This window comes from Anaerofustis sp. (genome assembly GCF_019420015.1).
Taxonomy (GTDB): Bacteria; Bacillota; Clostridia; order Eubacteriales; family Anaerofustaceae; genus Anaerofustis.
In genome coordinates this window covers 81136-96495 of record NZ_JAHZIA010000039.1, presented here as the reverse complement: position 1 = coordinate 96495, position 15360 = coordinate 81136, and the positions used below count along the sequence as shown (strand labels likewise).

Here is a 15360-nt window from a genome sequence, read left to right as displayed (position 1 = left end):
CGTATTTTATGTGTATTAATGTTATTAAAAAAGAAACACCTTTTGAGGGTGTTTCTTTTTTTATTTTATATTATTATTTTTTAGATTCTTTTCTTGCTTTAGCTTCTTCAATGATTTTCGCACTTGCCATTTGAGGCACTTCATCATATCTTTCAAAATCCATAGTGAAAGATCCTCTTGCTTGTGTCATTGAACGAAGTTCTGTAGCATACTTGAACATTTCTCCTAGTGGAACTTCTGCCGTAATCATTGTTTTTCCGTTTCCTACAGGATCCATTCCGAGAACTCTTCCTCTTTTCTTGTTTAAATCTCCCATTACATCTCCGGTATATTCATCCGGTATGGTGATTTCTACTTTGTATATAGGTTCAAGCAATACAGGATCTGCATTTGATAGTCCTTGTTTATAAGCAAGGCTTGCAGCCATTTTGAAACTCATTTCGTCAGAATCGACAGGGTGGAACTTTCCGTCAAATAACGTCGCTTTAAGTCCTACAACAGGATAACCTGCAAGAACACCGTGATTTATACATTCTCTAAGACCTTTTTCAACCGCAGGTATAAAGTTCCTAGGTACGGCTCCTCCGACTACCGCATCTACAAATACCAAATCGTCTTCAAGATTATATGTAGGTTCAAAATCAATATTTACAACACCAAATTGACCTCTTCCTCCAGATTGTTTTTTATGCTTTCCTTCGGCAGTTGCTTTTTTCTTTATGGTTTCTCTGTATGGAATTATCGGAGCAGTAAGAATAACTTCTATTCCAAACTTATTTTTAAGTTTTTCTTTTATTACTTCTAGATGTGTTTCACCCATTCCGTAAAGTACATTCTGGTGGGTTTCTTCGTTTCTTTTTACTACAATTGTAGGATCTTCTTCTTTTAATTTTGCAAGTCCCGTAGATAGTTTATCCTCATCTCCCCTTGATTTTGGTTCTATACCCGTAAATATAATTGATTGAGGGAACTTTATAGGGTTGAATTTTATGTTGTCTTTAGGGTCGCACAATGTATCAGAGGTTTTTGTATAAGTAAGTTTTGCAATCGCACCTATATCTCCAGGATGCATTTCCATTACTTCTTCTTGTTTTTTACCTATTAGCGTAAAAACTTTAGCGATTTTTTCTTTTTTATCTTGTGTTGTGTTATTTAATTCCATTCCCGGTTTTAATATACCGCTTTTTATTTTGAACAGCGATAGCTTTCCTACGAACGGATCGGCAATGGTTTTGAATACAAACATACTTAGAGGTTCATCGTCCGCGTAATGACGCTGAGCTTGTTTTCCGTCTTGATCTACTTTTGCTGCTTTTGCTTCAATTGGTGTAGGGAAGTTATATACGATTGCATCCAAAAATTTATCTATTGCTATATCATTTAATGCACTTACACAAAATACAGGTATTAATTCTTCATTTGCTATTGCGGTTTTCACTCCTGAGTGAAGTTCTGCTTCTGTGAGTGTCCCGTCCTCGTCTTCGAAGTATTTTTCCATTAATGCTTCATCTGTTGTGGCGGCAATTTCAAAAATAATATCTTTATATTTTGAAGATTTCGCGATAGTTGATTCGGGTACATCTGTTATTGTCATTTTCCCTTGTTCATATGTATATGCTTTGTTATCGAATATGTCCGCAACACTGTTAAATCCGACACCTTCATTTATAGGAATTTGGAAAGGAACTATCTTCGGTCCAGTTAATGCTCTTAATTCTTCCATAACTTTGTGAGTATCAACATTTTCCCTGTCCAATTTGTTGATTACGAATGCAACGGGAATTCCTCTTTCAACGGCCATTTCGTAGGCTTTTTCCGTACCTACTTGAACCCCGCTAACCGCATCTACAACTATAACGGCTGTATCTGCAACTCTAAGAGCAGAACATTGTTCTCCTATATAGTCAAAATATCCCGGAATATCCAAAACATTTATTTTGACTCCGCCGTGTTCTATGGGAATCAGTGAAGTAGATACAGAACTTTTTTTGCTTTGCTCACATATATCATAGTCTGATATGGTTGTTCCGTCTTCTGTTTTCCCAAGTCTTTCGATAAGACCTGCCTTCAAAGCCATTGCTTCTGCAAGCAAGGTCTTACCTGAGCCTCCATGGCCAAGTAGTGCAACATTTCGTATGTCCTTGGTTTTATACGTTTTCATTTGTCTTTCTCCTTTTGCTTTTATTTAATGATAATATTTAAAAAGGCCGCAGCAATCTAACGAGATTTCAGCTACAACCTTATGTCGACAATATTATTTAATTTTTTTCTTGGATTTTTTATGTTTTCTCTTATGCAGAAAATCTTTTACAACCATTGCCGCAAACATTATGTTTTTTGCTGTAGAGTAATATTTTTTTATTTTCATCGTTCCTTCAATGATACCGTTTGGATCATCAAGAGGGGTTTTTAATGCCGTTTCTATTCCTTTTACGGAAGTATTCACCTTTTTGGTTAGTTCTCTTGCATCTGTTGTAATATATTCTACATTTTCAACAATAGAATTTATATTCTTAGTATTTTCTTCTGCTATAATTTGTACATCTTTTAGTAATCTGTTTGCTTCGTTCAATGTTTTTGATAATCTGTTAACCGTTATAATAAGATAAATAATTAATATTACCAATGCAATACAGACGGCAATTAAAGCAATATCTAAAGGACTAAGATTAATACTCATTTATTTCTCCGTTTACAGAAGTTCTTCATCGAATTTTAATTCAAAATCTTCCAAATTTTCTTCTTTGTTTTCTTTTGATTCTTTGACCATTCCTTTTAGGTCATCAATTTGTTCTTCGGCATAGTCGCTTACAGCATCAATTTTATCTTTTGCCGCATCAATGGCAAGTTCCGCACTTTCCTTTGCTTGCTTAGATAATTTTTCTGCTTTTTCAAGAGAATGTTGTGCAAAAGTACAAATTTCGTCTTTTGCAATATAATAGTTATCTAATGCTATATCCATTATTTCTTCTTTATTATCGTAAACGTATTTTGCCGCTATTCCTGCGATAACGCCTATTGTTAATCCTGCTAAAAATTTTCCACTTGACATAGTTTTGTCCTCCTTAATACATCTAAATATATATTATCACATTTTGTGAAAAAAATACATATAAATTTGTTTGATTTGCTTTCGTTTAATTTATATTGATCATTTGAGATACTTTTTATTGTTTTAAATTTTTATTTATAATTTTATTTAATAAACAGCTCAATATAAAAGCAATAAGTGTAGGGACTACCCATCCGAATCCGATTTCGTATAACGGCATCTTGCTTATAATTATATTCGATAAAGGAGTATTTATTCCGTTTTGATTAAAAACAATTAAAACGGAAAATAAAATGCACACATATATTGTTATAGGATATATAAATTTTAGATTTTTAATTTTATTATGTATAAGTGCCAATACTATTAATACTATCGAAGTGGGATATAATATATTTAATATCGGCACTGAATATTTAAGTATCTGTGTAAGTCCTATATTTGCGATGAAGAAAGATGTTATTGCAAATATCATTACCCATTTTCTATAACTGATTTTAGGTACAATATCGCTGAAATATTTTCCGCAGCAGCTGAATAAACCTATACATGTATTTAAACAGGCAATGATAAATATGATTGCAAGTATAATGAGTCCTGTATGTCCAAATATTGATGATACCGATACCGTTAATATCTGGGCTCCGTTTTCCATGTTTAGTCTGTTAATGTCTGTAAACAGTCCTGTCAATCCCAACATTAAATATATTATAAATAATAATATACCTGCAATCCATCCGGCATTTATCGTATATTTCATAACGGATTTTTTTTCTTTTATTCCTTTTGCCATTATATTCATGGAAATTATTATACCGAAATTCAATGCTGCCAATGTATCCATTGTTTGGTAGCCGTCTAAAAATCCTTTTATCAGAGAATGGCTTTTATATGCAGTACTTGATACGGGTATGGATGAAACGGCAAAAAACATCGTACCTAAAAATATGATAGTAATTAGCGTAATCAAGCATGGGGTGAGTTTTTTACCAAGATATTCCGTAAGCTTTTCCGGTTTTTGAGCTATTATTACAGCTACGGTAAAAAATATAAATGAATATATAATGCTTGGAAGTATGCTTTGAGGTTTATAGAAGGGTAATATTGCCATTTCAAACGACGTACTGGCTGTCCTTGGTATTGCAAGGCATGGACCTATTGCTAGATACAGTATTATGATAAATATATAAGAAAAGGCGGGATGTACTCTTGATGCCAGTTTATTCAGCCCACCTGACTTTGTTACCGCCGTAACGGCCAAGACCGGTAATCCTATTGCACTTACCGCAAATCCCAGAAATGCGGGAATAAAATTTTCACCTGCATTGTTTCCCAAGTAAGGAGGAAAAATCAGATTCCCTGCGCCGAAAAACATTGAAAACAGTGTTATTCCCAGTATTATAATATCTTTTTTATTTAAACTTTTCATGATTTCCCGCTTTCATTTTGATATTTAAATATTTTAACATATAATAACGACTTAGTATACATTTTATAAATTTAAAAGTTTAATTGTTCATTAACTTAATTTTAAGATATAATTAAAAAATCGATGATAAAATATAAATAATTATTGAATACGGAGAAGAGAAATGCCCGATATATTGATTATAGAAGATGATAGAAAACTCAGAAATGAACTTACTTTATATTTAAACAACAACGGTTATGCTGTAAATGAAATATTGGATTTTAAAAACAGTGTCGATTTAATTGTAAAAAGTGGAGCAGACGTTGTTCTTTTAGACATCAATCTGCCGGGTATAGACGGAGAATATATATGTAAAGAAGTGAGAAAGAAGTCTGATATTCCAATAATTATGCTTACTAGCAGAACCTCGGAAATGGATGAATTGATATGTATAAATTACGGGGCAGATGATTATATAACAAAACCTTATAATCCAAGGATACTAATAGCGAGAATAGAGGCTTTGCTTAAGAGGGTAAATAAGGATTTTTCGCAAAGTATTTCTTATATGGATTTAACGGTTAATATTTCAAAGAGTACATTTACTTATAATGATAGAGAAATTGATTTAAGTAAAAATGAGCTCAAAATATTACATTTTTTGATAAAAAATAAGTCTAGAATTGTATCCAGGGACGAGCTTATGGATTATTTATGGGATAATAACGAATTTGTCGACGATAATACATTAACTGTAAATATAAACAGGCTCAGAAAAAAACTTGAAATTGCAGGAGTGAATAAATTTATAGAAACCAAGAGAGGTCAGGGCTATATCATACCATGAGTTTAAAAAATTATTTGAAAGACAAAGCTGTAAATATAGTTTTATATTTGATTTTATTTTTGATATCAGCGGTATTTCTTTTTATATTTAAAGTTAATTTACTTTTGAGATTAAATATTCTTTCCTTTATTATAATAGTTCCGATAATTTCATTTACTTATGACTACTTAAGAAGAAAAAGATTTTATGACAGGATGTATAAAAACCTGAATAAATTGGATAAGAAGTATCTTATAAGTGAGTTTTTAGGCAATGTAAACTTCATTGAAGGAGAAATTTTTAAGGATGTTATTTATACCGTAGATAAATCGATGTTGGAGAGTATCAACAAATATAAAAGAAAAAGTGATGATTTAGAGGATTACATCGAGCTTTGGTGTCATGAAATAAAAACTCCGATTGCAACGTCGAAAATGATTATAGAAAATAACAGAAATGAAGTTACAGACAGTATCGATGATGAACTTAATAAAATAGACAATTTGGTTGAGCAAGTTTTATATTATGCACGAAGCAAGAATGTAGAGAAGGATTACATAATTCAAAAGGTTAACTTGGAGGATGTCGTTAAAAGAGCAGTTTTAAGAAACAAAAAAGATTTTATTCAAAAAAAGATAAGTCTTAAAATGGATGAACTGGATGTAACCGTAAATTCTGATGTAAAATGGCTGGAATTTATAATAAATCAAATAGTTATAAACAGTATAAAATATTCAAAGAAGCAAAATGCCAAAATATGGATATATACGATTAAGAAAAAAGATTGTATAAAGCTTTGTATAGAAGATAACGGAATTGGTATAAAACAGAGTGATATATCAAAAGTATTTGATAAAGGGTTTACAGGAGAAAACGGAAGGAAAATGTATAAATCAACTGGTATGGGACTTTATATATGCAAGACTTTATGTGACAGCTTGTATCATAAAATTGATGTCCTTTCTCAAGAAAATGCAAAAACCATTGTTGTGCTGACTTTTCCGATAAGTTCATATACTAATATTATTGATTAAAAAGGAGTTTTTACTCCTTTTTTGTTTGTTGTGATATATAATTTCATTATATAAAAATATAAAATTAAGCACTCTCTACAATAAAAAACAAACATATAGGAGGCCGTTAACAATGAAGCCATACAAAAAGCTAAGAGTTAAATTAATGGAGCAAGAAAATGACATAAAAGATTTAGCCTCGCTATTAAATAAAAAACAAATACTTTCGAGAAGATGAAATGTACAAGATAATAAACTTTATAAACGAGCCTATAAGCAATTTAGGTATATATTTTAATAAATAACAAAGAAAAGGAATTAAAAAATAAAATCTTTTCTTTATCGTTCTTGTGATAGTTAAATAAACCTTATTGTAGAGGGTATATTATAAGAACTCTTTTTTATTGTTTTTGTTTGACCTATTTTTGACCTGTAAACAGTTATATAAAACTGTATTCTTTGATGTGTCAAAATCCATAGAGCCTTTTATTTATATGGGGGCAGTGTTTTTTAATAAAGCTTGATAATGTTGAAATATTACAAAACTGTAAGGTTATGTTATCTAAATCAATGGATGAACTTATTATATTCTTCTATAATTGCATTATCAAAGGAGGGATATAGTATGAACAAGAAAGTTGCTGTAGCATTTATATTTTCCGTTTCGTTAATTCTTGCGGGTTGCAGTGTGAATAAAGATAAGATTATTACTCGGTATAACAATGTATTAAACAATATCGGTAACAATGTTCTTACAAATGATAATGAGCTTATCGGAGAAAGAGTACTAAACAAGAATACAAATACGGGTAATTATAAATGTATTTATGATAATTGCACTAAACAGGAAGTGTTATTTGGTTCGGTTGAAGTAAACAGAAAAAATAAAAATATTCATCTGGAATACGATGTAGATGTAAAAGAGGGTGCAGCAAAGCTTGTTCTAAAAAATAATTCAGAGGTAAAAGTTATGGAGAAATTTGATATAAAAGGGCCCGAAAAGGGAGAAATAGACATTAAATCATATGACGGTGAGTTTTATATAGGAATTATATGTGACGGGTTCAGCGGAAAATTTAACATAAAGTCAGAAGAATTATAAAGGAGAGAACAGTATGGAAAAAGTATTAAGAGTTGAAAATATAGAAAAATATTATGGTAACAAATCAAATTTAACAAAAGCTATAAAAGATATAAGTTTTGATGTTGATAAAGGTGAATTTGTGGCAATTATGGGATCAAGCGGAAGCGGTAAAACAACATTATTAAACGTTATATCTACTATAGATAAAGTAACAAGCGGTGATATATTTATCGGAGATATAAATATAACGAATTTAAAAGGGAAACAACTGAATGAATTTCGAAGAAACAGACTCGGATTTATATTTCAGGATTTTAACCTTTTGGATACTCTTACCGCTTATGAAAATATTGCACTCGCTCTTACAATTCAAAAAATGAGAGTCGGAGAAATAGAAAAGAGGGTTAATAATATATCAAGGGCTCTTGGAATATCGGATGTACTTAACAAGTATCCTTATGAAATGTCCGGAGGGCAAAAACAAAGAGTTGCCTGTGCAAGGGCAATTATCACAAATCCCAAGATTATTCTTGCGGATGAACCGACAGGAGCTCTTGACTCTAAATCGGCTAAAATGCTTTTACAAAGTCTTGACCTGTTAAATAAGCAACTCAGTGCCACAATATTGATGGTTACACATGATGCTTTTACCGCTTCCAAAGCCGAAAGGGTTTTATTTATTAAAGACGGAAAAATATTTAATGAGATTGTAAAAGGAGACAGTGACAGGAAAGAATTTTTTAATAAGATAATAGAAGTTGTTACTCTTCTCGGAGGTGAGCTTAACGATGTTATTTAAATTATCAATGAAAAATATAAAGAAAAGCATTAAAGATTATACAATATACTTTATGACTTTGATTTTAGGTATTGGGGTGTTTTATGTCTTTAATTCAATGGATGCGCAAATTCCTATAATAAACCTTTCAAAGTCTTCAAGTGATGTCGTAAAGTTAATGATTAATATGCTTTCGGGATTATCCGTTTTTATATCGATAGTTCTTGGTTTTTTGATAATGTATGCAAATAATTTTTTAATAAAAAGAAGAAAAAAAGAATTCGGAGTATACCTTACTCTCGGAATGGGTAAGGGGCAACTGTCAAAAATATTGTTTTTTGAAACTCTTTTTATAGGAATAATATCTTTGTTCGTGGGATTGATACTTGGAGTTTTTGTGTCCCAATTCATGTCTGTGGTAGTTGCGGGGATGTTTGAGGCGGATATGAGTAATTTTAAATTTGTATTTTCTTCTCAGGCGTTGATAAAAACTGTTATGTATTTTTCTATAGTGTATATTTTTGTAATGATATTCAATACTTTTGTGGTATCGAAGTATAAGCTTATAGATTTATTGACAGGGGGAAGGAAATCGGAAAAGATAAAATTAAGAAATCCGATTGTTTCGGTGTTTATATTTGTCATTTCTGTTATTATGCTTGGATATTCGTATTATAATGTAACAGCCAATGCAATGAATTTAACGGAAAATGAAGTTCTTAAATATATTGCCATAGGGGCTGTTGCGACTTTTCTGTTCTTTTTCTCTTTGTCAGGTTTTGTATTAAAGCTTGTACAATCAAACAAGAGACTTTATTATAAAAATCTTAATATGTTTGTGTTAAAGCAAATCAATTCAAAAATAAATACTACGGTTATTTCGATGAGTTTGATATGTTTGATGTTGTTTACGACAATAGGGATGCTCTCGTCTGGACTTGCTATGAATAATGCAATTACGTCGGATTTGAGAAAGTATAACCCCGTTGATATCAGTATAAATAAAAATATGAATTTAAATGAAAGTGACGGGTATTCGAACAGTGTAGCAGATTTTTCTAAGAAAGACATACGAAGTATGTTGAAAGATATGGGGTATGATGTAAATAAAAATTTTAATAACGTGGTTGAAGTCAGTGGGTATACAAGTGAAGAAGTAAAATTAAAAGATACGCTTAAAAACATACTTCCGGAAGTTAAAGAGCTTTTCCCTAGAGGAGATTTAGATGCAGCAGAAGAAATAATGAAAGTATCTGACTATAATAAAGTTGCAAGATTATTCGGTAATGAAGAAGTACATCTTAACAATAATGAATATGGCATTGTATGTAATTATGATAACATAAAAAATTTAAGGGATAAAGCTCTTAAAAGCGGAACTAAAATTACTTTAAATGGAAAAACGTATACACCCGGATCCGATAAATGTTATGATGGATTTGTTGAGAATTCAATACAGGGACTTAATTTTGGTATAATAATAGTTCCCGATGATGTTACATTTGGATATAAACAAAAGGAAATTAATTATTTTAATGCTAATTACAAAGTTGCAGATGAAGAACAAAAATTAACATTTGAAAAGAATCTTAAAGAGGACGTAGAGCAAAACAGCAAATTTAAAGATGTAAAAGATATGTCGATAAAAGTTACAGTATTAAGCAAAATCGATAATTATGCCAGTTCAAAAGGGATTGGCGCCACGGTAACCTTTATAGGTATTTACCTTGGAATAATATTTTTAATCACTTCTGCAGCTATTCTTGCATTAAAGGAATTGTCGGAAAGTACTGATAATATTGAAAGATATTCTATACTAAGAAAAATAGGTGCAAGTAACGAAATGATAAACCGAGCTTTGTTTATGCAGATAGGAATATTCTTTATGTTGCCTTTATTGTTAGCGGTGATTCATTCTATATTCGGATTACAATTTGCCGATATCATCTTATCGACATTTGGGCATATGAACATACTTCCTTCTATTACGGTAACTGCCGTTGTTATAGTTTTAATATACGGAGGGTACTTCCTTATAACTTATTTTTCAAGTAAAAATATAATAAGAGAAAAATAAAAGGGGCATTTGCCTCTTTTATTTTTTAATTATAACAGCAATGTTTTTATAAAATACGTATTGTGTATTTATATATGGTTTAAAGATGAAGTGTCTTCTTTTGTTTTTTTGTTATATTTTTCGGTAATACCATGTATTGTAAATCTTAATGGTTTCTGTTATTTATAAGAATCAGTGAATTAGGTGTTAATATATAACTGGTTATAGTTAAAATCTATTTCTAAATGATTATTAATGTATTTACTTATAACAAGATATTTGATAACATTAAATCCAACGTAATTTATTTAGGAGATATAAAGATGGATATTAAAAATAAAAAACAAGGAACTAAGTGTGTTCAAGGTGGATATCAACCTAAAAACGGAGAGCCCAGAGTTCTTCCGATAATACAATCGACTACATTTAAATACAGCTCAAGCGAGGAAATGGGGAAACTTTTTGACCTTGAGGCTGAAGGATATTTTTATACAAGGCTTCAAAACCCGACAAATGATATGGTAGCACAGAAGATTTGTGAGCTTGAAGGCGGAGAGGCTGCGATGCTTACATCTTCCGGACAGGCTGCAAACTTTTATGCCGTTATGAATATTGCTCAGGCGGGAGATCATATTATTTGTTCATCTGCCGTTTATGGTGGTACATATAACCTTTATGCTCATACTATAAGGAAAATGGGCGTTGAATGTACTTTTGTAGACCCTGATATAAGTGAGGAAGAGCTTGATAAAGCCTTTAAGAAGAATACAAAAGCAGTTGTCGGTGAAACTATTGCAAATCCGGCACTTGTGGTATTGGATATTGAAAAGTTTGCCAAAGCTGCTCATGAACACGGTGTACCTCTTATTATAGACAATACATTTGCTACACCTATTAACTGCCGTCCTTTTGAGTGGGGAGCAGATATCGTAACTCATTCAACCACGAAGTATATGGATGGACATGCTACCAGTGTTGGGGGAGCAATAGTTGACAGTGGGAATTTTGATTGGGAGCTTTATAAGGATAAATTTCCGGGACTTACGACACCGGATCTTACCTATCATGGTTTGGTTTATACCGAGAGATTTGGAAAGAAGGCTTATATAACCAAGGCAACCGCGCAGCTAATGCGTGATCTTGGCTCAATTCAGTCTCCTGAAAATGCTTTTCTTTTAAATATAGGTTTAGAAACACTCCACTTAAGAATGAAAAGACACTGTGAAAATGCTTTGGCAATTGCTGAATTTTTATCTGCACATGAAAAAGTTGCTTGGGTTAATTATGCAGGACTTAAGGATAATAAGTATCATGAACTTGCAAAAAAATATATGCCGAAAGGTACCTGCGGGGTAATCTCCTTTGGATTAAAAGGTGGAAGAGAAGCTGCTGTTACAATGATGGATAATTTAAACCTTGCTGCTATAGTTACTCATGTTGCAGATGCGAGAACATCAGTGCTTCATCCTGCAAGTCATACTCATCGTCAGATGAATGATAAGGAATTGATGGAGGCAGGGGTACAACCCGATTTAATTAGATTGTCTGTCGGTATAGAAGATTTAGAAGACATTAAAGAAGATTTGGCGAAAGCCCTTGAACTGGTTTGATTTAATTAAGAAGTATATGTATTGTTTCTGTATTGGGGATAATATACAAAGTTATCCTTTGTGCGGTATTTGGAATATATGTAAAGAAAAAATTAAAGAAATAACAATTTTAATATTAGGAAAGAAAAGAGGATAAATTATGGCTGTTATAATACCTAAAGATTTGCCTGCGTCTAAACAGCTTGATAGAGAAAATATCTTTGTTATGCATGAAGAGAGAGCGAAAAGCCAAGATATAAGACCTCTTGAACTTGCAATCGTAAATTTGATGCCTACAAAAATAGTCACCGAGACACAGTTGTTAAGACTCATAAGTAATACTGCTTTACAGGTAAAAGTTGATTTGATAAATATGAAATCACATATCAGTAAAAATACTTCCCATAATCATTTGAGAGCATTTTATAAAAACTTTGATGATATAAAACATAAAAAATACGATGGCATGATTATTACGGGTGCTCCTGTAGAAAAATTGGAATTTGATGATGTAAATTACTGGGAGGAGCTTCAACAAATATTTGATTTTGCGGATAAAAATGTTTTTTCAACTATGTTTATTTGTTGGGGGGCTCAAGCCGCTTTAAACCATTATTACGGAATAAATAAAAAAGACTTGCCTGAAAAAATGTTTGGGGTATTTGAGCATAAAATAGTAAGAAGAAGGCCTATTGTCAGAGGTTTTGATGATGTTTTTTATGCTCCTCATTCCAGACACACGCAGTGTCTTATTAAAGACATAAAAAAAGAGCAAGATCTGGAAATTGTTGCGACAAGTAAAGAAGCAGGAGCTTACTTATTGGTAAGCAAGGATCAAAGAAAAATATTTGTATTCGGACACAGTGAATATGACCCCAATACTTTAAAAGAAGAGTATGAAAGGGATAAGAAAAAAGGTTTAAAGCCGAAAGTTCCAAAACATTACTTTCCGGATGATGATGATACAAAAAGACCTATAGTAAAATGGAGGGCACACGGAAATATGCTTTTTTCAAATTGGTTGAATTATCATGTATATCAAACTACTCCGTTTGATTTGGAAAAGTTAAATAAAATAGATAAAGAATTTGGATTCTTGGAGGAATAAAAAAGAAAATCGTTCTGTTATCAGAACGATTTTCTTTTAGTTTAACAAACTTAAATTAATTTTGGAAACGAAAACTGAGGGGATAAAAATTCGTTTCTGTTTCAATATTTATGCTAATCGGTTATTGTGCAGGTTTTAACCACTTTTGCTATCCCTTTTTCATTCAAAGATATTACTTTAAATTTATTTGAATTTATAACTATTTCAGAAAAACAATTACTGCAAAAGTATTTTTTTCTGCCTATTTTACCGATTTCTTTGCTAGAGCAATAAGGACATTTCATATAAAACACTCCTTCTTTCCTTATAATGTGTAATTATATTCTGTGAACCTTAAAATTACCTTAAAAAATTAAAATTATTAAAAAAAATTGTTTATTTTTATCTTATGACTTATAATATATAAAACAGAAAGGAATTAAAATTATGAGAGTACTTATTGTGGAAGATGAAGTTACATTGGCACTTCCTTTGGTAGCTCTTCTTGAAAAAAATAAAATATTGGCCGATACCGTGGCTGATGGTGTATCGGGGCTTATGCTTGCAAGAAAAGGGATCTATGATGTTATCGTTCTTGATATAATGCTTCCTGAAATGGATGGGCTTACAATACTGAAAACATTGAGAGAAGAACATAATAGCACTCCGATTCTTCTTTTGACTGCTCTCGATAATATAGACGACAGAGTTAAAGGTCTTGACTTGGGGGCTGACGATTATCTTACAAAACCTTTTGATACAAAAGAATTGATAGCCAGGATAAGGGCATTGTCGAGAAGAAACTTGGGAAGTATATCCGAAGATACAATAGTTATGGGCAATGTAAAGTTAAATGTAAATAATGCATCTTTAAGTGTGGGGGAAAGAAAAGAAACACTGACAAAAAAAGAAACAAATTTACTCGAAACATTGATGAAAAATAAGGATAATGTATTATCCAAAGATTATATTTTAGATAAAGTATGGGGTATTGACAGTTATGCAATAGATAACAGCGTTGAGATATACATACATTATTTAAGGAAAAAGTTGGGTAATGATGCCGATATAAAAATAATTACCAACAGAGGACTGGGATATACTCTTAAGGAAAAGGATAATGATAAATAAAATAAAAAATAAACTTATTTTAACGAATACTTTTGTTTTACTGGTCATCTTGCTTACGATGACTACTTTTATTTATGTCTTTTCTTCTTATTCTTTTTCTTCATCTGTTGATAATGAGTTGATGAATATTGTTTATCAGTCCAAAAGATTTTCCAAGAGTAATTATAAAGATATAGACAAAGATTTATCGTATAATCAAGAACTATATTATTTTAAAGAAAAATTAAATAATGAAAAGTGTAAGTTAATATTGTTGGATGATAATTTTAACACTGTATTTTCTTATGGGAAAATAAAAATAAGCAATAAAAAATTAAGTAAGATTGCGATGTCTTATTTTTCCGATCCTGATGAATCGAATGTAGAAGTAAAAGAACAAGACGGGAAATATGTATTTGTAAATTATGCCGACAGTAAAATATCCTTTAGAGCCTGCACTACTTTGATTACGGATAATTCTGGAAATATGCAGCTTATTTTAGTTGCGAGAGACGGTAGCTTGGAAAGTGAAACCTTGAATAAGTTTCTTTCTATAATAATTTTCACGATAATTTTGGGGGTTATAATTTCTTTAATAGGTGGTTTTTTTACCGCAGATAAAGCTCTTGTTCCTATTAAAGAAACAATCGAAAACCAAAAACGTTTTATTGCGGATGCATCACATGAACTCAGGACTCCTATTGCAGTAATAAAGACGAACCTAGAACTTGTGGAATCCAATGAAAATGAGACCGTTAAGTCACAGGAAATGTGGATTAACTACGCTAAAAGCGAAATAACCAGAATGGATAAAATGGTAGGGGATTTGCTTATTCTTTCAAAAGCGGATTTGGGTCAGATTCCTTTCAATAATATGGATAAGGATATTGTTCATTTGATAAAGGATGCAATAGAAAAAATAGAGTATATTGCAGCTAAGAAAAAGATAAGAATTTATATGTCTTGTTATTACGATAAAATTATTGCAAATATAGATGAGGATAAGTTTACGCAACTTCTTATGATTCTTTTGGATAATGCGATTGAATATTCAAATGAGGATACACAAATCATAATTGCAGTTAAGCTTGATTTAAGTAAAAATAATATTGTTATAAAGGTAAAAGATCAAGGGATTGGGATGAAAAGAGAAGAGGTAAAAAGAGTATTTACCAGATTTTATCGTGTAGATAAAGCAAGAAGCAGAAGGAAAAACGGTAGTGGTTTAGGTCTTTCGATTGCAAAATGGATAGTGGACAATTTAGACGGAACGATTAATATAGAAAGTATGGAAAATAAAGGTACAGATGTAATCATAACCTTACCTTTGGTATCTTATAAGGAGAATGAATAA

The 15360-nt window shown here is 31.3% G+C and carries 14 protein-coding genes; 9 read left to right on the top strand and 5 right to left on the bottom strand.

Annotation, left to right across the window (positions count from 1 at the left end; all coding sequences use genetic code 11):
• Nucleotides 1-73 precede the first annotated feature (73 nt).
• The 4 genes from fusA to brnQ form a co-directional block, all read right to left on the bottom strand.
• Nucleotides 74-2161, bottom strand: a complete 2088-nt coding sequence (fusA, locus tag QZ357_RS06775) for an elongation factor G (protein ID WP_290773583.1) — start codon at nt 2159-2161, stop codon at nt 74-76.
• A gap of 93 nt (nt 2162-2254) precedes the next feature.
• Nucleotides 2255-2680, bottom strand: coding sequence for a DUF948 domain-containing protein (locus QZ357_RS06770; protein WP_290773581.1), 426 nt, complete (start codon nt 2678-2680; stop codon nt 2255-2257).
• Between the two features lie 12 nt (nt 2681-2692).
• Nucleotides 2693-3052 carry a hypothetical protein gene (locus QZ357_RS06765; RefSeq protein WP_290773578.1) on the bottom strand — a complete coding sequence of 120 codons (360 nt, stop codon included), beginning with the start codon at nt 3050-3052 and terminating at the stop codon, nt 2693-2695.
• 115 nt (nt 3053-3167) lie between these two features.
• Nucleotides 3168-4481 (bottom strand): branched-chain amino acid transport system II carrier protein, encoded by a 1314-nt coding sequence (brnQ, locus tag QZ357_RS06760; protein ID WP_290773575.1) that lies wholly within the window; start codon nt 4479-4481, stop codon nt 3168-3170.
• A gap of 163 nt (nt 4482-4644) precedes the next feature.
• Between brnQ and QZ357_RS06755 the strand changes: the two genes are divergently transcribed.
• The 7 genes from QZ357_RS06755 (at nt 4645) to metA (ending at nt 12917) form a co-directional block, all read left to right on the top strand.
• Nucleotides 4645-5310, top strand: a complete 666-nt coding sequence (locus tag QZ357_RS06755; RefSeq protein ID WP_290773573.1) for a response regulator transcription factor — start codon at nt 4645-4647, stop codon at nt 5308-5310.
• Complete coding sequence (locus QZ357_RS06750) at nt 5307-6323, top strand: sensor histidine kinase (RefSeq protein ID WP_290773570.1); 1017 nt, start codon at nt 5307-5309, stop codon at nt 6321-6323. Before QZ357_RS06755 ends, QZ357_RS06750 begins: the two co-directional genes overlap by 4 nt.
• A 604-nt stretch (nt 6324-6927) precedes the next feature.
• Nucleotides 6928-7404: a hypothetical protein gene (locus QZ357_RS06745; protein WP_290773567.1), complete on the top strand. Its 477-nt coding sequence runs from the start codon at nt 6928-6930 to the stop codon at nt 7402-7404.
• A 13-nt stretch (nt 7405-7417) separates the two neighbouring features.
• On the top strand, nt 7418-8185 hold the full coding sequence (locus QZ357_RS06740; RefSeq protein WP_290773564.1) for an ABC transporter ATP-binding protein: 768 nt from the start codon (nt 7418-7420) through the stop codon (nt 8183-8185).
• Nucleotides 8175-10241 (top strand): ABC transporter permease, encoded by a 2067-nt coding sequence (locus QZ357_RS06735; RefSeq protein ID WP_290773560.1) that lies wholly within the window; start codon nt 8175-8177, stop codon nt 10239-10241. The genes QZ357_RS06740 and QZ357_RS06735 overlap by 11 nt, the downstream gene beginning before the upstream one ends.
• A 302-nt stretch (nt 10242-10543) precedes the next feature.
• Entirely contained in the window at nt 10544-11830 is a 1287-nt protein-coding gene (locus QZ357_RS06730) for an aminotransferase class I/II-fold pyridoxal phosphate-dependent enzyme (protein WP_290773550.1), read from the top strand.
• 139 nt (nt 11831-11969) lie between these two features.
• Nucleotides 11970-12917 carry a homoserine O-succinyltransferase gene (metA, locus tag QZ357_RS06725; protein WP_290773548.1) on the top strand — a complete coding sequence of 316 codons (948 nt, stop codon included), beginning with the start codon at nt 11970-11972 and terminating at the stop codon, nt 12915-12917.
• Between the two features lie 113 nt (nt 12918-13030).
• On the opposite strand, the gene QZ357_RS06720 is transcribed toward metA, so the two are convergent.
• A complete protein-coding gene (locus QZ357_RS06720; RefSeq protein ID WP_290773546.1) occupies nt 13031-13201 on the bottom strand; it encodes a hypothetical protein in 171 nt (56 codons plus the stop codon).
• 142 nt (nt 13202-13343) lie between these two features.
• Between QZ357_RS06720 and QZ357_RS06715 the strand changes: the two genes are divergently transcribed.
• Together QZ357_RS06715 and QZ357_RS06710 are read left to right on the top strand one after the other, a co-directional pair.
• Complete coding sequence (locus tag QZ357_RS06715; RefSeq protein WP_290773544.1) at nt 13344-14027, top strand: response regulator transcription factor; 684 nt, start codon at nt 13344-13346, stop codon at nt 14025-14027.
• Entirely contained in the window at nt 14017-15360 is a 1344-nt protein-coding gene (locus tag QZ357_RS06710) for an ATP-binding protein (protein ID WP_290773541.1), read from the top strand. Before QZ357_RS06715 ends, QZ357_RS06710 begins: the two co-directional genes overlap by 11 nt.